The following is a 16,608-nucleotide window of genomic DNA, read 5'->3' as shown; positions in this document are numbered from 1 at the left end:
GTTGGGGCAAGTTTGGCGCAAGTGCATCACCTTACCGTGACGTGCATGAATTTCTCCTCTCGTCTTGCGGCCGTGCTGGCCACGCTTCTGTGCGCACCTGCGGCGTCGGCACTGTCCCTGCAGGAGGCGCAGCGCGCCATGGAAGCACACAACCCGGACCTGCGTGTGGCGGCACTGGCGCTGCGTGGCGTGCAGGGCGACGCGCAGACGGCGGCGCTGCGTCCAGCGACCGAGCTGTCGATCGGCACCAGCAAGCTCAGCCCCAGGCACGGCGTCGGCCCGGGCCGCTGGCAGGACAAGCGGATGGACAGCACCGTGGGCCTGGGCTGGACCTGGGAACGCGGTGGCAAGCGCGCCCTGCGCATTCGCCAGGCCGATGCGCTGCTGGAAGTGGCCCGTCTGGAGATGCTCGATACCCGGCGCCGCCAGCAAGTGGCGCTGCATGAAACCTATTTCGGCCTGAAGGGCGCGCAGGAGCGGGCGCAGATCGCCGACGCCAACCGCCAGAGTTCGGCCGAGCAGATGGCGGCGGCGGACAAGCAGGTCGCGACAGGGGCGATGGCACCGGTGGATCGCGCGCGGCTGGCGGTGGACGATCTCGCCGTAGCCGACGCGGCGCGCGAGGCGGCCCTGGATCTGCGCGATGCACGGCATGCGCTGGGGCTGCTGCTCGGCCGTGACGACAGCGGTGACCTGAGCGCTGATGAGCCCTGGCCCGACCCCGCAGCTGTTGACGCAACGGGCGCGTTCGATCCGCAGCAGCGTGCCGATCTGCGTGCGGCGCGTTCGCGCCTGGCCGCGGCGGATGCCGGTGTGGCACTGGCGCGCAGCGAGCGCTATCGCGACATCCAGTTGGGCGTGGAAGCCGAACGCGAGCCGACCGACATCAGCGGTGTGACCTGGGGCGTGTCGTTGACCATCCCGCTCGGCGGCCCGTCACGTGCACGCGGCACGATGCAGCGTGCCGAGGCCGACCGTGATAGTGCCGCGCTGGAACTGCAGGTGCTGCAGCGCGAAGCGCGCGCCGAACTTGACCTGCTGCAGGCCAGCGTGCAGTCCGCCGCGCAGCGCCGCAGCGACTACGAAGGACTGCAGTCCGACGCCGCGCGCAAGGCGGTGCAGGGCATCGAACTGGCCTACCGGCGCGGCGCCGCCAGCCTGACCGACCTGCTGGATGCGCGCCGTAGCTGGCGCGACTTCGAGGGCGCACTGATCGAAGCACGCGTCAACCATGCCATTGCCCTGGCGCGCTGGGAAGCGGCCACATCCGTTGCTGAAGGAGAGTCTCGATGAAGTTCATCGTCGTTTGTCGCCCGCAGGCGCGACATGCCGTGCTGCCGGCCTTGCTGGCGCTGGCCCTGCTGGGCGGCTGCGGCCGCGAGCCGGCGTCGTATACCGAGGACGCGCCGCAGGTCAGTGCCGGCCAGGTCCAGTTTCCAGCCGGCAGCCGCCAGCTGGACGTGCTGCGCAGCGAGGCGGTGACCGCCGGCGCAAGCGCCAGCCTGCAGCTGCCGGGCCGGGTGGTCTGGGACGAGACACGCTCCAGTGCACTGCGCACGCCGTTGCCGGGTCAGGTGGCGCGCATCGAGGCGCAGCCGGGGCAGAAAGTGAAGGCCGGCCAGGTGATTGCCTGGATCACCTCGCCCGAGTTCGGCCAGGCCCAGGCCCACAGCGTGCGTGGCCGCGCCGAGCTGCAGCGGGCCCGCCGGGAACTGGACCGTACCCGCGAGCTGCATGCCGCGGGTGTGGCGTCGGGCCGTGAACTGGACGAGGCCGAGGCCAACTTCGCGGGCAGCCAGGCCGATCATGCGCGCGCGAATGCATTCGCCCGGGCCTATGGCAATGGCCAGCGCGTGGACCAGCGCCTGCCGCTGCGCGCCCCCATCGATGGCGTGCTGGTGGAGCGGCGGATGAACCCGGGCATGTCGGTCAGTCCCGACAGCGAGCAGCCATTGGCAGTGATCGGCGATCCGGACCGCCTGTGGCTGCTGCTGGATGTTCCTGAAAGCCTGGCAGGGCGGTTGAAGGCCGGCATGCAGGTGAGCGTGCCCGGCGCCGATGGCCAGCCGCTGCAGGCGACCCTGCAGCACGTGGATGACTTCGTCGACAGTGAGCGCCGCGTGGTGCAGGCGCGTGCCGAGCTGGACAACCGCGCACGTGGCTTCAAGGCCGGGCAGTACGTACGCGCCCAGGTGGCGTTGCCGTCCGAGGGCGGTGTCTCGCTGCCCGACGCCGCGGTGTTGCTGATCGACGGAAAGCAGGTGGTGTTCGTGGAGGAAGGCAAGGGCCGCTTCGTGCGCCACGCGGTGCACGCCGAGGAGCTGGGTGACGGCCGCCTGTGGGTGCGTGAAGGCCTGGCGCGGGGCAGCAGAGTGGTCGTCGAGGGTGGCCTGCTGCTGCAACAGCTGGTGGACAGCGCGCCGGCAGCCGTCAGCACCGGCACGGGGCGCGCCGCCCCATGATCGATCGCCTGATTGCCTATTGCCTGCGCCAGCCGCTGATGGTGATGCTGGCGTTGCTGCTGTTCATCGGCGCTGGCATCGCCGCGTTCCGCGTGCTGCCGGTGGAAGCCTTCCCGGATGTGTCCGACACCCAGGTGACGGTGGTGTCGCTGCACCCGGGCCGTGCCGCCGAAGAGGTGGAGCGTGAGGTGACGATGCCGCTGGAAGTGGCGCTGTCCGGCATTCCGCATTCGGTGCGGGTGTTCTCGCATACGCAGTTCGGCCTGTCGATGATCATCCTGACCTTCGACGACAAGGCCGATGACTACTTCGCACGCCAGCAGGTGCTGGAGCGCCTGCAGGGCGTGGAGCTGCCGGAAGGGGTGACCCCGGAGCTGGAGGCGATGAGCTCGGCGGTGGGCGAGATCTACCGCTATGTGCTGAAAGGCCCGCACCTGACCCCGACCCAGCTGCGCACCGTGCAGGAATGGACGATGGAGCGTAGCCTGCGCACCGTTCCTGGAGTGGCCGATGTGATCAGCTTCGGTGGCTTTGCGCGCACCTTCCAGGTCAAGCCGGACCTGGACAAGCTGCGTGACCGCGGCATCAGCCTCGGTGAGTTCGCCGAGGCGCTGGAGAAGGGGAGTTCGAACGCGGGCGGCGGCTATGTGGAACGCGGCCAGCAGCAGTTCCTGATCCGTGGTGTGGGCCTGATGCGTTCGCCGGCCGACATTGGCAACGTGGTGGTGGCGCAGCGCGGTGGCACGCCAATCCTGGTGCGCGACCTTGCCGGTATCGCCGATACCGGCCTGCCCCGGCAGGGCCTGGTCGGCCACGACGACAATGACGATGCGGTGTTCGGCATGGTGCTGATGCGCAAGGGCGAGAACCCGTCCGACGTACTCGACGCCCTGCATGCGCGCATCGCCGAGATCGAGGCCAACCAGCTGCCGGCCGGCGTCAGCATCGAGCCGTTCTACGACCGCTCATGGCTGGTCTCGACCACGCTGAAAACCGTCTTCCGCAACCTGCTGGAAGGCGCCGTGCTGGTGTTCCTGGTGCTGTGGCTGTTCCTGTACAACGCCCGCGCGGCGCTGATCGTGGCGGCGATGATGCCGCTGGCACTGCTGTCGACCTTCCTCGGCCTGCACCTGTGGGGCGTACCGGCCAACCTGCTTTCGCTGGGAGCGATGGACTTCGGCATCATCATCGATGGCGCGGTGATCGTGACCGAGCACATCGTTTCGCGGCTGTCGAAGCTGCCGCCGAACGCTGACAGGAAAACGCGCTTCTCGACCGTCCTCTCGGCAGCCTCCGAAGTGGGGCGGCCGACGTTCTTCTCGATGCTGATCATCATCGCCGCACACATCCCGATCTTCACCCTGCAGCGCCAGGAGGGCCGAATGTTCGCGCCGATGGCGTACTCGGTGACCTCGGCGTTGATCGGTGCGTTGATCCTCGCACTGACCGTGGTGCCACTGTTCTGCTACTGGTGGCTGCGCCGCGACCGCATGCGTGATGGCAATCCACTGATGGACCGCCTGAGCGGCTGGTACAAGCCGATCCTGGAGCGGGCGCTGGCCCGCCCGCGTGCAGTGGTACTGACCGCGGTTGCGCTGCTGGTCGGCACGCTGGCACTGGGCACCCGGCTGGGTTCGGAGTTCCTGCCCGAGCTGGACGAAGGATCGATCTGGCTGACGGCCACGCTCGACCCGAGCACCAGCCTGGGCGAAGCGCAGCAGCAGTCGCGGCGCATCCGTGAGCTGGTCGGCACTTTCCCGCAGGTGTCGACGGTGGTGGCCAAGCTGGGGCGGCCAGAAGACGGCTCCGATGCCAAGGGCGCCAACCAGATCGAGGCGCTGGTGGCGTTGAAGCCTGAGAAGGAATGGCCGAAGGGCGTGGACAAGCGCCAGCTGGTGAGCGATCTGCAGCGCACGCTGGAGCAGCGCATTCCGGGACCGGAGTTCTCGATCTCGCAGCCGGTGCGCGACAACATCCTGGAGAGCATCTCGCAGATCAAGGGCCAGGTGGTGATCAAGGTCAGCGGCTCGGACCTGGATGTACTGAACCAGCACGCGCAGGCGATCCTGGTCCAGGTACGTGCGGTGGACGGCGTGGAAAGCGCGTTCATCGATCGCGACGGTTCGCTGCCGCAGCTGCAGATCGACATCGACCGCGACCGCGCCGCGCGCTACGGCCTGAACGTGCGCGACATCGACGAGGTGATCGAGACCGCACTGGGCGGACGCCAGGTCGGTGAACTGTGGGAAGGTGACCGCAGGTTCCCGATCACCCTGCGCCTGGACGATGCCGATCGTGAGCTGCAGCGGCTGCGTACGGTGCCGGTTGGCATCGGCGATGGCCACACGGTGACGCTGTCCGACGTGGCCGAGTTCCGCATGGCCAGCGGCGCGATCAACATCTCGCGCGAGAACGCACAGCGGGTGAAGGCGGTGAGCATCTTCATCGCCGGCCGCGACATGGGCAGCGTGGTGGCTGACATGCGCAAGCGCGTGGACGCCAGCGTGCAGCTGCCGGAAGGCTACCGGCTGGAGTGGTCCGGCGAGTTCGAGAACCAGCAGCGTGCGATGAAGCGGCTGGGCTGGGTGATTCCGCTGTCGGTGCTGATCATCTTCGTGTTGCTCTTCGATGCCTTCAAGGACATCAGCAGTGCCGCCCTGATCCTGGCCAACGTGCCACTGGCGATGATCGGTGGCATCCTCGCCTTGTGGCTGACCGGCATTCCATTGTCGGTGTCAGCGGCGATCGGCTTCATTGCATTGTTCGGGCAGGCGGTGCTGAACGGAGTAGTGATGCTCAGCCGCTTCGCCCAGCTGCGCGAGCAGGGCATGGACCTGCTGCAATCAGTGATTCAAGGCTCGCTGCAGCGCCTGCGCACGGTGCTGATGACCGCGCTGCTGGCGATGTTCGGCCTGCTGCCGATGGCCACCTCGCACGCGATCGGTGCCGAGACCCAGAAGCCGTTGGCGGTGGTGGTGATCGGCGGCCTGCTGTCGGCGATGCTGCTGACACTGCTGGTGCTGCCTACGCTCTACTACTGGGTACACGGGCGTCGCGAGGCCCATGGCGCCTGACCTGACTGTAGCGCCGAGTCCAGGCTCGGCTGCTTCTGGCCTTCGCGCGGAGAGCAGCCGAGCATGGGCTCGGCTCTACAAGGGCGTCGCGCCATGCGTGGATGCCATCTGTGCGATCTACACCATTCCGCCGTTGGCGCGCAGCACCTGGCCGTTGATCCATCCGCCATCGGCACCTGCCAGGAACCCCACCGCGCCGGCGATGTCCTCGGGCGTACCCAGCCGCTCCAGCGGGTTCATCTTCGCCAGCCGCTCGATCAGCTGCGATGACTTGCCCTCCAGGAAACGGTCGGTGGCGGTCGGGCCGGGCGCCACCGCATTCACGGTGATGTTGCGCCCGCGCAGCTCCTTGCTGAGGATCGCGCTCATGGTTTCCACTGCCGCCTTGCTGGCGGCGTACGCGCTGTAGTTCTCCAGCCGGGTGCCGACCACGCTGGTGGACAGGGTGATGATGCGGCCACTGTCGCGCACCCGGCGCGCGCTTTCGCGCAGCACATTGAAGGCGCCCTTGAGGTTGATGCCGATGACCCGCTCGAACAATGCGTCGTCGGTGTCGGCCAGCGGCGCCAGCTGCAGCACACCGGCGCTGTTGACCACCACGTCGATACCGCCGAAACGGGCTTCGATGGCATCGAACAGCTGACGCATGGCCTGCGGATCGGCGACATCGGCCTGCAATGCGATGGCCTGCGCGCCGGCTGCGCTGAGTTCGGCCGCCAAGGCTTCGGCGTCGTCGCGGCGGCCCGCATAGTTGATCGCGACCGCGTGGCCGTCGGCGGCGAGCCGGCGGGAGATGGCGGCGCCGATGCCACGGGAGCCGCCGGTAACCAGGGCGACAGAGCGGACGGGGGAGGGGGTCATGGTGGTTTCCAGTGGGCACGCCGGAGTGGCGCAGGGCCATCTTCGCGCCATTGCCCGTTCGGATAATCCTGCATAATCCGCCAACATCATCCGGATCACCGAACAATGGATCGCTTCACGGCCATGCGCGCCTTCGTCCGTATCGTCGAGCGCCGCAGCTTCACCCGGGCTTCCGAGGACTTGGGCCTGCCACGGGCCACGGTGACCGACGCGATCAAGGCACTGGAACAGCGGCTGGGCGTGCGCCTGCTGCACCGGACCACGCGGCGGGTGGTGCCAACGCTCGAAGGCGAGGCCTTCTATGGCCGTTGCCTGCGCCTGATCGCCGACATGGATGATGCGGAGGCCGCGTTCCGTGACGCGCCGCCACGCGGCCCGTTGCGCATTGAAGTGCATGGCACGCTGGGCCGGCACCTGCTGTTTCCGCACCTGCCGGAATTCCTGCGGCGCTACCCGGAGATCGAGCTGGACGTCAGTGAAGGCGACCGTTATGTCGACCTGTTGCGCGAAGGCGTGGATGCGGCGTTGCGGGTGGGGACGCTGGCCGACAGCGATCTGGCGGCGCGCCGGTTGACGATGCTGCGCGAGGTGACGGTGGCCTCGCCAAGCTATGTGCAGGCCAGGGGCGCGCCGGGCAGCATCGATGCCCTGGGGGACGGCCACGAGATGGTCGGCTACCGCTCCAGCGCCAGCGGCCAGCTGATTCCGCTGGAGTTCCAGCAGGGCGGGCAGGTGCGCTACCTGCCGCTGCCGGCGCGGGTGCGTGTGTCCGGTGCGGACGCCTTCCTTGGTGCTGCGCTCGCAGGCCTGGGCATCATCCAGGCACCGCGCTACCGGATGGACCCGTATATCGCGCGCGGGCAGCTGGTCGAGCTGTTGCCTGAGGCGCCGCCGACGCCAAGCCCTTTGAGCCTGGTCTACCCGCGCAACCGCACGCCGTCGCCGCGGTTGCGGGTGTTCATCGACTGGGTGACTGGGGTGTTCGACTCGTTCGAGGGTGCCGGCCAGCGGCCGGCAATACCGGGCCCGGTCAAACAGAGTGGGGTATTGCTTGGGTAGTGCCGGCCGCTGGCCGGCATCACAGCGCGTGCAGCGGCCCCTGCATGCGATGGAAACTCCCATCGGGGGCGGTGAACCAGGCCAGCGAACGCCCACCCACGAAGTCGTCGACATGCACCACCGTGGCGCCGTCGGCTTCCTGCCACGAAATGGCATAGATCCCGTCGCTGATCTGTTGCCACTCGCAGGCGGCTTCGCCACGTGCGCCGGCATAGGCGCCGGAGACGATGACGTACTGCACGTGGCGACCATCGGCGCTGTAGGCATTGTCGGCCGCCAGGCCGTCATAGCAGACGCGGAAACGGCGGCCAGCGAACACGGGCAGGTCGGTGGCAGCGCTCATCGAATCGCCACCGGGTTGATGTTGACCTGGGTCGAGCCGACGTACAGCGGCTGGCCGAGTACGAACAGGAATTCCCAGGCCTTGTCGCGCACCAGGGCACGGCTGTCGATCAGCTCCAGGTTGTAGATGCCGCGCTTGGCCAGCATGTACTGGTTGACCGGAAATTCCTCGGCACCGTCCGGGTTCGGGTAGACCTCCGAGGCCCAGGTGTCGCCACCGAAGGCGACGATGCCCTGGTCGGCCAGCCACTTCGCGGCCTCCATGCCGATACCCGGTTCCACTGCCAGGAATTGCGTGTTGTCCTTGCCGATCAGTTCCAGCCAGCCGGTGTTGAACAGCACCACGTCGCCCTTGCGCAGGCTCAGGCCCTGCTTCTTCAGCACGGCCTGGATGTCGGCGACGGTGAACACGGTGCCGCCGGGCACGATCGCCTTGCCGTAGTACGCGGTCATGTCCAGCACCACGCCGCGGGTGACCATTGGCGGTACCTTCTCGACGCCGAGCTTGCGCACACCGTCCACGGTGACGAAGTCGGCAGCCCTGTTGCCGTTGTAGTAGACGTTGTCGATGCCGATATGGCCGATGCCGTTGAGCTGGGTGCCAACGCCGGTCCAGGCGTTCACCAGTTCATCGTTGAAGGTGAACCTGTTGGGGCCCAGCGACGTGCCGGCCTGCTGGCCGACCTGCACGTTGTACAGGCGGAAGCTGCGGTGGCGGAACGCGGGCAGGTTCTTGTCCACCGGCACCGCCAGCGGATAGGTCTTGCCGGTCCTGACCAGCGAGACAGCGTGTTTGACCACGTCCGCGGTCAGCAGGTTGGCCGCGCCGATCTCGTCATTGGCACCGTAGGCAGAGGGATACCAGTCCTCGGCACTAGCCTGGAAGGACAGCGGCAGGGTGGCCAGCGCAAGGGCGGCCAGGGTCTTCATCTTCATGGCAAAGCTCCGGTAACTGTCAGGCCGTCGCGGCGGCGCCGGCATGGGCCGGGAAGCGCGGCAGCACGTACTCGGCGATTTCGTGGAAGGTTTCGGCCAACGGCCGTTCATTGCGGCGGAACTGCAGGCCGATGTGGTCGACACCGGCGGCCTGCATGGCATGCAGCTCGGCCAGCAGGGCGTTGCGGCCGCCGCGCAGGCCGAAGCGCCAGCGCTGCAGAGGGGCATCGGCATCGGGCACCAGGTCCAGATGGATGAAGCTGGCATACGGTTTGTTGCCGGCCACGGCGCGCCAGGCCGCCACGCGTTGCGCATGGTCCTGTGGCGTGCCCGGGTAGGCCAGGCAGCCGTCCATGTGCTGGCCGATCCACGCCGGTTGCTGCTGGGCCAGGCCGGCCACGAACAGCGGCAGGGCCGGGCCATCCGCGGGCAGCACGTCCAAGCCCTGCGGCAGGTGCGCGGCGGCGCCTTCGCGCAACAGTGCGATCTGCTCGCGGAAGCGGCTGCCACGGCTGTCGAAGTCGCGGCCGAACAGCGGGTACTCCACCGGGCGGTCGCCACTGGCCACGCCCAGCAGCAGGCGGTCGCCGCTGAGCCGCTGCACGCTGCGCGCCGACTTCAGGGTCAGCAATGGCTCGCGGATCGGCAGCACCACCGCACCGGTGCCCAGCAGGATCTGCTCGGTGATGCCGGCCAGGTAGCCGAGGTAACTGAACACCTCGAACACCTGCGCCGCATCGCCGAAGGCCGGGTCGTACACCGGCACGTCGCGTACCCACAGCGCACGGAAGCCGAGGCGGTCGGCCAGCCGTGCCAGCTCCGCATGGCGCTGCAGGTCCGGTTGGCCGGGCAGGCGTCGCGCGGCGCGTCGCGCCTGTTCGCCCAGCGGCGTCCAGTCATTGTCCAGCGGTGCTTCGATGCCGATGCTGAAACCCCCGGCCTGCAGCCGCGCCAACGCACTGCCCATGGGCAGGCTCCTCAGTCCCAGGCCGGGGCCAGGCCCGGCGGATCGACTTCGCGGCCGTTGCGGTCAAGCGCGGCGATCGCGGCCATGTCGTCGGCATCCAGGCGCAGGTCCTGGGCGAGCAGGTTGCTGGCCAGGTTCTCGCGCTTGGTCGAGGACGGGATGACCGCGTAGCCCCGTTGCAGCGCCCACGCCAGCGCGACCTGGGCTACGGTGGCCTGGTGCTTGTCGGCGATGGCGGCCAGCACCGGGTCCTTCAGCACCTTGCCGTAGGCCAGGGTCATGTAGGAGGTCACGGTGATGCCCTGATCCTGCAGGAAAGCAGTCAGTGCCGGGTTCTGCAGGTAGGGGCTCAGTTCGATCTGGTTGGTGGCGATCTCGCCGGCGCCGACCACCGCGATGGCCTGCCGGGTCAGTTCGATGTTGAAGTTGGACACACCGATCTGGCGGGTCAGGCCCAGCGTCTTGGCTTTGGCCAGCGCGGTCATGTACTCGCGCAGTTCAACGCCATTGCCCGGCGCCGGCCAGTGGATCAGCAGCAGGTCGACGTAGTCGGTGCGCAACTTGGCCAGGCTGTCGCGCAGGCTCGGGATCAGCTTGTCGGCGGCGTAGTTGTCGACCCAGATCTTGGTGGTCAGGAACAGCTGGTCGCGCCGGACGCCGGATTCGGCGATGGCCTGGCCGACCTCGGCTTCGTTGCCGTAGATCTGCGCCGTATCGATCGCACGGTAGCCGACGTCGAGGGCGTTGCGCACCGAGTCGATGACGGTCTGGCCGGTCAGGCGGAAGGTGCCGACGCCAAAGGAAGGAACGCTCATGATGGACTCCAGGGACTTCGTTGAGAGCCGGCGGGCTCGGGACAGGGCGAAGTGTGGGCGCTTTACATTTGTTGATTAAGCCGTGTATACGGGAAATGCTTTTGCAGCGAGGTAAATAATGAAAACCACCCTGGATGAGCTGAAGGCCTTCGTGGCGGTGGTCGATGGTGGCTCGATCACGGCGGCGGCCGAGGCGCTGGAGCTGACCATCTCGGCCACCAGCCGCACCCTGGCGCGGTTGGAGGACAAGCTGCAGACCACGCTGCTGCGGCGGACCACGCGCCGGCTGGAATTGACCGAGGAAGGCGCGGCGTTCCTGGAGTACGCGCGCACGATCCTGGCCACGGTTGACGAGGCCGAGGAACAGATGGCGGCGCGGCGGCTGCAGCCGGTCGGGCGCCTGCGCGTGGACGCGGCCACGCCGTTCATGCTGCACGTGATCGTGCCGCTGCTGGAGGGCTTCCGCGAGCGCTACCCGCAGGTGGAGCTGGAGTTGAATTCCAACGAGGGCATCACCGACCTGATCGAAAAGCGCACCGATGTGGCGTTCCGCATCGGCGTCTTGCGCGATTCGACCCTGCATGCGCGGCCGATCGGCCACAGTCGCATCCGCGTGCTGGCCAGCCCCGAGTACCTGCGACGGCACGGCACGCCTACGCGCGTGGAGCAACTGCGCGAGCACGACCTGCTGGGTTTCACCCAGCCCAGCTCCTTGAACGAATGGCCGCTGCAGGATGCCGATGGCGGGCCTTTCGTGATCGCGCCGGCCATCGCTTCATCCAGTGGCGAGACACTGCGGCAGATGGCGGTGGCCGGGCTGGGCATCGCCTGCCTGTCCGACTTCCTGACCGGCCAGGACCGGCGCGAGGGCCGACTGGTGCAGCTGTTGGCCAGGCAGACGCAGGAGGTGCGGCAGCCGATCAACGCGGTGTACTACCGCAACACCGCGCTGGCCGCGCGCATCACCTGCTTCGTCGACCATGTCACACAGACGCTCGGCCAGCGCCCGTTCGATGAATAAAGATCGGTAGAGCCGGCCGCTGGCCGGCTTCCCCATCTGCTGGATCACCGCCGCTGCCGGCCAGCGGCCGGCACTACCGGCGGTTGTGCAGCGCGCGCCGGTTTCCGATATGCGCGCATGCCAGCAGCACGCCACCGCTGGCTGTCGCTACGCCGTGCCAGAGCAGCGATTCCTTCAACGGCAGGTACAGCGAGGCCGACAACAGCAGGATGGCGCCGACGCACGCCAACCGCAGGGGGCACCAGTACCGATGCCGATACACCCCGGCCAAGGTACTCGCCAAGGCCAGCGAGGAGGCCAGCAGCGCGAACAGCCACTCCCAGCGCGACATCATCAGCAGCCATGTCATGGCGCCATGGCCGGGATGCTGGAACGAGCGCAGCGCCATCATCGCTGCCGGCACGAAGGCCAGCAGTAAGGGGAGGGCGATGCAATGGGCGGCGCAGGCCAGGGACAGCCAGGCACCGGCAAGATCGAAGCGGGGGTGCCAGCGTGCCGAACGTGGCGGCTGGGCCAGGGCCCTTGCGGGCGTCGTGGGGGTGTGGTCCATAATGTTACATAGTAACAACCGGGGGATCCCCATGAAGCGTTCTGCTGCTCTTTTCCTGCTGCTGACGGCCAGCACCGCGCAGGCCCATGACGTCCGCCAGTTGGGTGCGCATGTGCACGGCCAGGCCACCGTCGATGTTGCGCTTGACCAGCAAACACTGGAGTTCGCCCTGCAGGCCCCCGGCATCGGCATCCTTGATTTCGAGCGGCCGCCGGCCAATGCGGTAGAGCAGGCCGCGCTGGCGCGAGCGACTGCGCTGTTGAAGGGGGGCAGCTGGGTCACCCTGCCTACCGCGGCGGGCTGCCGCCTTTCCGGCAACGATGCCAAGGCCGAGGGCTTCGATGCGTCGGCTGCCGCGCCGCCGCCAGGCCAGCACCGGCACGCGGGGTTCAGCGCAACGCTGCAGTACCACTGCGCCAGGCCGGCCGAGCTGCGGGCCATGGTCGTGCGCCTGCCCGTACTGTTCCCGGGCCTGCACGAAGTGATCGTCAACAGCGCCACGGCTCGCGGCCAGAACCGCAGCGTGTTGACTGCGGACAACCTGCGCGTGGTGCTGGCACCGTGAGCCTGCGACCGGTGATCGCGTTGGATGGCGTGCAGTTCGGCTATGGCCGGCGCCTGGTGCTGGATGTGCCGCGGCTGTGGATCGAGCAGGGCAGCAGCGTGCTGCTGCGCGGGATCAGCGGTGGCGGGAAGAGCACGCTGCTGGGCCTGCTGGCGGGCGTGTTGCTGCCCGGCAAGGGCAGCGTGGAGGTCGCCGGCCACGCACTGCAGGCGATGCGTGGCGCCGCACGCGACCGCTTCCGTGCCGACCACCTGGGCGTGATCTTCCAGCAGTTCAACCTGCTGCCGTTTCTGAGCGTGCGCGACAACATCGCACTGGGCCTGCGCTTCTCGCGCGTGCGCAGCGCGCGCATCAGCGGCCCGGTGGATGCCGAGATCACCCGCCTGCTGCAGGCCCTGCAGCTGGACCCGGCGCTGATGCAGCGGCGCGCAGGCACACTCAGCGTTGGCCAGCAGCAGCGCGTGGCGGCGGCACGCGCCCTGATCGGCCGCCCGGCGTTGCTGCTGGCAGATGAGCCAACCTCGGCGCTCGATCGCGACGCGGCCACCGCGTTCCTGCAGCTGATGTCTGCGCAGTGCCAGGCGGCCGGCACCACGGTGCTGGTGGTCAGCCATGACGACAGCCTGGAGCGGTTGTTCGACCGCACGATTGCCCTGTCTCAGATCAACCAGGCAGGTGCCGGCCATGCTTGAGCTTGCCTGGGCCAGCCTGCGCAGCCGTGCCGTGAGCGTGGGCCTGACCGTGCTGGTCATCACCCTCAGCGTGGTGCTGTTGCTGGGCGTCGAGCGCGTGCGCACGCAAGCACACGAAGGCTTCGCCAGCACCGTGTCCGGTACCGACCTGATCGTCGGTGCGCGTTCGGGGCCGGTGAACCTGCTGCTGTACTCGGTGTTCCATATCGGCGACCCGACCAACAACGTGTCCTGGCAGTCCTACCAGGCGCTGTCCGCAATGCCGCAGGTGAAGTGGGCGGTGCCGCTTTCGCTGGGCGATTCCTGGCGCGGCTACCGCGTGGTCGGTACCAGCGATGCCTATTTCGAGCACTACCGCTACGGCGCCGGGCACGTGCTTGCATTTGCGAGCGGACGGCCGTTCGATGACCTGTATGACGTGGTGATCGGTGCCGAGGTGGCACAGGCACAGAAGGTCGTCCTCGGTGATGAGATCGTGCTGGCGCACGGCACCGGCGCAGTCACCCTGGCCAGGCACGCCGACAAGCCATTCCGTGTCACCGGCATCCTGCAGCGCACCGGCACGCCGGTCGACTCGTCGCTGCTGGTCTCGCTGGCGGCCATCGAGGCGATCCATGTCGACTGGCGCTCGGGCGTGCAGCTGCGCAGCCAGAGCGTCAGCGCCGAGCAGGCGCGTCATCTGGACCTGACCCCGACCAGCATCACCGCCTTCATGCTCGGCCTGAACTCGCGCATCGCGACGTTCTCGGTGCAGCGCAGGATCAACGAGTACCCGGACGAGGCGATGCTGGCGATCCTGCCCGGCGTGACGCTGCAGCAGCTATGGCAGTCGCTGGGTACCGCCGAGCGGGCGTTGCAGCTGATCAGTGCGATGGTGGTGCTGCTGGGCATGGTTTCGCTGGTGGCGCTGCTGGTCTCGACCCTGCAGGAGCGGCGGCGTGAGATGGCCATCCTGCGTGCCACCGGGGCACGGCCGGGTTACATCGCCGGCCTGCTGGTGGTGGAAGCGGTGGCGACCAGTGCGGTGGCGTGCGTGCTGGCCCTGTCGCTGCTGGTGGTCGCCAGCATTGCCGGGCGCGGCTGGGTACTGGCCACCTTCGGCCTGTCGATCACCCATGTCTGGCCGGATGGCCGCGAGCTGGCGTGGGTGGCGGGGGTGCTGGCGATCAGTGCGGTGGCTGGGCTGGTGCCGGCATTGCTGGCCTACCGGCGCACCTTGGCCGATGGCCTTTCACCGGGAGGCTGAGCATGCGCTGGATGCTGTCATTGCCGATGGTGCTGGCGCTGGCAGCCTGCGAGCGGCCGGTGGATACGGGCTTACAGGCCTTGCCACCCGCGCCGGTGGTCGACCGCGAGGACCCTGCAGGCGCTGCGGAGCAGGAGCTGGACTGGTTGCAGATGATGCCGAAGGATGAGCTGGCCGCGCTGGAGCGGGGCGAGGGCCCGGAGGTCGAGCACAACGGCAACCGGCGCATGCCGCAGTTCGGCACCTTCCGCACGGTGGACACGGTCCTGCAGCGACCGGTGCGCCTGCCAGGCTACGTGGTACCGCTGGCCAATGCGCAGGACGGGCGGCTGACCGAATTCCTGTTCGTGCCGTACTACGGCGCCTGCATCCACGTGCCGCCGCCGCCGCCGAACCAGATCGTGCACGTGGTGCTGCCGCGCCCGATCGAGATGCCGGACATGTACTCGCCGTTCTTCCTGGCCGGCACCCTGCGTGCCGAACGGCTGGATGACGATCTGGCCGGCTCGGCGTACACCATGCGCGATGCGGAGCTGAGGCCGTATGAACCGTAGCCCCCTTTTGCTCATGCTGGGATGCCTGTGGCTGGCGGGCTGTACGTCGCCGGGCGGCGATGCCGTGGCGGTCGTGCCGCAGGACAAGCCGGCGCCCTCCGCCACGGCCGAAGCCCCGATCGACCGTTGGGACGCGTTGCGGCCCGACGAAGTCACCTATCAGCGCCCGCCCCCGCAGATCGGCCTGTCACGCAATGGGATGGACGGCGTGGGCGGGCTGATCGACGACACCGGCTCGGGCACGCCGCCGGGGCAGGAGATCGACCATTCCAGCCCCGATCGCGCCAAGCAGTTCGGCTCCTCGCGCGTGGTCGATGCTGCCGATGGCCGCGCGGTGGACCTGGATGGCTACGTGGTACCGCTCGGCACCAACGATGCCGGTCTGGTGGATGAACTGCTGTTCGTGCCGTTCTACGGGGCCTGCATCCACGTGCCGCCACCGCCGCCGAACCAGATCATCCACGTGACCCTGGCGACGCCGATCGCGCTGGGCGATCTGTGGGATCCGTACCGGTTGGCCGGCCGCCTGCGGGTGAAGCGCTTCGATGCGGACATTGCCAGCGCGTCCTACGATGCCGCCGCGGCCACGCTGACGGCGATCCACAACTGATGCGGCGGCGCTGGGTCCTGGCTGCCGGGGTGCTACTGGGCGCAGTTGTGCTGCTGGTGTGGTGGCAGCGGCGGGCTGCACCCGCTGCGCCGCCGGAAGTCGCGTTCCCGGCACCGGCGTCCGATGCCCGCCAGCGCATCGAACAGCGCTTGGGCGATGACCACGCGTTTCGCAATGACGTGCTGTTCCTGCTCGCGGCAACAGTGCGCGACCGCTGCCAGCCGACGCAGGCCGGGCTGCTGGCGCGCATGGCCAATCGTGCGTCGTTGCCGGTGCTGGCGGCGGTCAGTGCGGTGACCCAGCAGGATCCAACGCTGGACCGGCCGATCTACCAGTACATCCAGCATCGCGCTGATGCGACGCCGTGCGGCCAGCCGCTGCAGATGCCGCTGGCCGGTGGGCGCAGCCTGGCGGTGGACATCGAGCAGTACGCGCGCACGTTCCCGGACAGCTATTTCGACCCGCAGCGCAGCAGCGAACCACGGGATTTTGGTGGGGTGTCGTTGCAGCAGCGGGCCGGCAATGCCTGCAACAGCGTGGTGTATTCGGTGTTGCCGCTGGGTGGCACCGATTGGCGGTGCAGCAGCCTGCGCGCCAATGCCCGGGCGCGGGTGCGCGGGCTGTGCGAGGACGAACTGCGGCGCCAGCATGGGAATACAGGTGGGGAGCTGGACATGGCCGTAGGGCAGGGCATGCAGGCGGCCGTGGTATCAGCCATCGCCGCGCTGCCGGAACACTGCCGGTGATGATCCCTGACACCGGCCACACTCGGCAGGCGCGGCGCGGCAACATGAACATTGGCCGGACCCCAATCTGAACCGGTGGTACAGTTTCCGTAACTATACCGGACATCC

General features: G+C 68.3%; 17 protein-coding genes. 11 read left to right on the top strand and 6 right to left on the bottom strand.

All coding sequences use genetic code 11. From position 1 onward, the window contains the following. Positions 1-45 precede the first annotated feature (45 nt). The 3 genes from ACUDTM_RS03685 to ACUDTM_RS03675 are packed head-to-tail and all read left to right on the top strand — an operon-like array spanning position 46 to position 5,536. A complete protein-coding gene (locus tag ACUDTM_RS03685) occupies positions 46-1,293 on the top strand; it encodes a TolC family protein (RefSeq protein WP_445391162.1) in 1,248 nt (415 codons plus the stop codon). Continuing rightward, complete coding sequence (locus tag ACUDTM_RS03680) at positions 1,290-2,462, top strand: efflux RND transporter periplasmic adaptor subunit (protein WP_111007781.1); 1,173 nt, start codon at positions 1,290-1,292, stop codon at positions 2,460-2,462. Before ACUDTM_RS03685 ends, ACUDTM_RS03680 begins: the two co-directional genes overlap by 4 nt. Continuing rightward, the gene (locus ACUDTM_RS03675) at positions 2,459-5,536 is read left to right on the top strand and encodes an efflux RND transporter permease subunit (protein ID WP_111007780.1); all 3,078 of its coding nucleotides are present in this window, start codon (positions 2,459-2,461) and stop codon (positions 5,534-5,536) included. Before ACUDTM_RS03680 ends, ACUDTM_RS03675 begins: the two co-directional genes overlap by 4 nt. A 117-nt stretch (positions 5,537-5,653) precedes the next feature. Here ACUDTM_RS03675 and ACUDTM_RS03670 read toward each other — a convergent pair whose 3' ends face one another. After that, entirely contained in the window at positions 5,654-6,397 is a 744-nt protein-coding gene (locus ACUDTM_RS03670) for an SDR family oxidoreductase (RefSeq protein WP_445391161.1), read from the bottom strand. Positions 6,398-6,502: 105 nt separating this feature from the next. Here ACUDTM_RS03670 and ACUDTM_RS03665 point away from each other — a divergent pair, with 105 nt between their 5' ends. After that, positions 6,503-7,456 (top strand): LysR family transcriptional regulator, encoded by a 954-nt coding sequence (locus ACUDTM_RS03665; protein WP_445391160.1) that lies wholly within the window; start codon positions 6,503-6,505, stop codon positions 7,454-7,456. 19 nt (positions 7,457-7,475) lie between these two features. Here the strand turns inward: ACUDTM_RS03665 and ACUDTM_RS03660 are convergent, their stop codons facing one another. From ACUDTM_RS03660 to dkgB, 4 genes are read right to left on the bottom strand one after another with little or no spacing between them, the layout of a single operon-like run. Next, entirely contained in the window at positions 7,476-7,799 is a 324-nt protein-coding gene (locus ACUDTM_RS03660; RefSeq protein WP_111007777.1) for a MoaF-related domain-containing protein, read from the bottom strand. Continuing rightward, positions 7,796-8,734 (bottom strand): cyclase family protein, encoded by a 939-nt coding sequence (locus ACUDTM_RS03655; RefSeq protein ID WP_198422623.1) that lies wholly within the window; start codon positions 8,732-8,734, stop codon positions 7,796-7,798. Before ACUDTM_RS03655 ends, ACUDTM_RS03660 begins: the two co-directional genes overlap by 4 nt. Positions 8,735-8,753: 19 nt before the next feature. Next, positions 8,754-9,701, bottom strand: a complete 948-nt coding sequence (locus ACUDTM_RS03650) for a TIGR03571 family LLM class oxidoreductase (RefSeq protein WP_334271165.1) — start codon at positions 9,699-9,701, stop codon at positions 8,754-8,756. 11 nt (positions 9,702-9,712) lie between these two features. Then, positions 9,713-10,516: a 2,5-didehydrogluconate reductase DkgB gene (gene dkgB, locus ACUDTM_RS03645; protein ID WP_151355309.1), complete on the bottom strand. Its 804-nt coding sequence runs from the start codon at positions 10,514-10,516 to the stop codon at positions 9,713-9,715. A gap of 118 nt (positions 10,517-10,634) precedes the next feature. Here dkgB and ACUDTM_RS03640 point away from each other — a divergent pair, with 118 nt between their 5' ends. Then, a complete protein-coding gene (locus ACUDTM_RS03640) occupies positions 10,635-11,537 on the top strand; it encodes a LysR family transcriptional regulator (RefSeq protein WP_072168806.1) in 903 nt (300 codons plus the stop codon). Between the two features lie 73 nt (positions 11,538-11,610). Here the strand turns inward: ACUDTM_RS03640 and ACUDTM_RS03635 are convergent, their stop codons facing one another. Next, entirely contained in the window at positions 11,611-12,087 is a 477-nt protein-coding gene (locus ACUDTM_RS03635) for a MerC domain-containing protein (protein ID WP_151355310.1), read from the bottom strand. A gap of 31 nt (positions 12,088-12,118) precedes the next feature. Between ACUDTM_RS03635 and ACUDTM_RS03630 the strand changes: the two genes are divergently transcribed. From ACUDTM_RS03630 to ACUDTM_RS03605, 6 genes are read left to right on the top strand one after another with little or no spacing between them, the layout of a single operon-like run. After that, entirely contained in the window at positions 12,119-12,652 is a 534-nt protein-coding gene (locus ACUDTM_RS03630; RefSeq protein WP_072168804.1) for a ZrgA family zinc uptake protein, read from the top strand. After that, positions 12,649-13,344, top strand: a complete 696-nt coding sequence (locus ACUDTM_RS03625) for an ATP-binding cassette domain-containing protein (RefSeq protein WP_061479410.1) — start codon at positions 12,649-12,651, stop codon at positions 13,342-13,344. The genes ACUDTM_RS03630 and ACUDTM_RS03625 overlap by 4 nt, the downstream gene beginning before the upstream one ends. Further along, on the top strand, positions 13,337-14,590 hold the full coding sequence (locus ACUDTM_RS03620; RefSeq protein ID WP_445391159.1) for an ABC transporter permease: 1,254 nt from the start codon (positions 13,337-13,339) through the stop codon (positions 14,588-14,590). The genes ACUDTM_RS03625 and ACUDTM_RS03620 overlap by 8 nt, the downstream gene beginning before the upstream one ends. A gap of 2 nt (positions 14,591-14,592) precedes the next feature. Beyond that, the gene (locus ACUDTM_RS03615) at positions 14,593-15,144 is read left to right on the top strand and encodes a DUF3299 domain-containing protein (RefSeq protein ID WP_072168802.1); all 552 of its coding nucleotides are present in this window, start codon (positions 14,593-14,595) and stop codon (positions 15,142-15,144) included. Further along, on the top strand, positions 15,134-15,754 hold the full coding sequence (locus tag ACUDTM_RS03610) for a DUF3299 domain-containing protein (RefSeq protein ID WP_072168801.1): 621 nt from the start codon (positions 15,134-15,136) through the stop codon (positions 15,752-15,754). Before ACUDTM_RS03615 ends, ACUDTM_RS03610 begins: the two co-directional genes overlap by 11 nt. Next, a complete protein-coding gene (locus ACUDTM_RS03605) occupies positions 15,754-16,500 on the top strand; it encodes a hypothetical protein (RefSeq protein WP_072168800.1) in 747 nt (248 codons plus the stop codon). The genes ACUDTM_RS03610 and ACUDTM_RS03605 overlap by 1 nt, the downstream gene beginning before the upstream one ends. The last annotated feature ends 108 nt before the right edge of the window (positions 16,501-16,608 follow it).

This window comes from Stenotrophomonas maltophilia group sp. vghtpe118 (genome assembly GCF_052605195.1).
The sequence above is the reverse complement of the archived record's forward strand: the minus strand, read 5'-3'. Positions and strand labels throughout refer to the sequence as shown.

Bases quoted from the DNA above. Each gene is read 5' to 3' on its own strand.
- dkgB (WP_151355309.1), bottom strand. From the start codon at position 10,516: ATGAGCGTTCCTTCCTTTGGCGTCGGCACCTTCCGCCTGACCGGCCAG.
- ACUDTM_RS03665 (WP_445391160.1), top strand. From the start codon at position 6,503: ATGGATCGCTTCACGGCCATGCGCGCCTTCGTCCGTATCGTCGAGCGC.
- ACUDTM_RS03680 (WP_111007781.1), top strand. From the start codon at position 1,290: ATGAAGTTCATCGTCGTTTGTCGCCCGCAGGCGCGACATGCCGTGCTG.
- ACUDTM_RS03605 (WP_072168800.1), top strand. From the start codon at position 15,754: ATGCGGCGGCGCTGGGTCCTGGCTGCCGGGGTGCTACTGGGCGCAGTT.
- ACUDTM_RS03630 (WP_072168804.1), top strand. From the start codon at position 12,119: ATGAAGCGTTCTGCTGCTCTTTTCCTGCTGCTGACGGCCAGCACCGCG.
- ACUDTM_RS03610 (WP_072168801.1), top strand. From the start codon at position 15,134: ATGAACCGTAGCCCCCTTTTGCTCATGCTGGGATGCCTGTGGCTGGCG.
- ACUDTM_RS03640 (WP_072168806.1), top strand. From the start codon at position 10,635: ATGAAAACCACCCTGGATGAGCTGAAGGCCTTCGTGGCGGTGGTCGAT.
- ACUDTM_RS03660 (WP_111007777.1), bottom strand. From the start codon at position 7,799: ATGAGCGCTGCCACCGACCTGCCCGTGTTCGCTGGCCGCCGTTTCCGC.
- ACUDTM_RS03620 (WP_445391159.1), top strand. From the start codon at position 13,337: ATGCTTGAGCTTGCCTGGGCCAGCCTGCGCAGCCGTGCCGTGAGCGTG.
- ACUDTM_RS03675 (WP_111007780.1), top strand. From the start codon at position 2,459: ATGATCGATCGCCTGATTGCCTATTGCCTGCGCCAGCCGCTGATGGTG.
- ACUDTM_RS03655 (WP_198422623.1), bottom strand. From the start codon at position 8,734: ATGAAGATGAAGACCCTGGCCGCCCTTGCGCTGGCCACCCTGCCGCTG.
- ACUDTM_RS03650 (WP_334271165.1), bottom strand. From the start codon at position 9,701: ATGGGCAGTGCGTTGGCGCGGCTGCAGGCCGGGGGTTTCAGCATCGGC.
- ACUDTM_RS03670 (WP_445391161.1), bottom strand. From the start codon at position 6,397: ATGACCCCCTCCCCCGTCCGCTCTGTCGCCCTGGTTACCGGCGGCTCC.
- ACUDTM_RS03615 (WP_072168802.1), top strand. From the start codon at position 14,593: ATGCGCTGGATGCTGTCATTGCCGATGGTGCTGGCGCTGGCAGCCTGC.
- ACUDTM_RS03685 (WP_445391162.1), top strand. From the start codon at position 46: ATGAATTTCTCCTCTCGTCTTGCGGCCGTGCTGGCCACGCTTCTGTGC.
- ACUDTM_RS03635 (WP_151355310.1), bottom strand. From the start codon at position 12,087: ATGGACCACACCCCCACGACGCCCGCAAGGGCCCTGGCCCAGCCGCCA.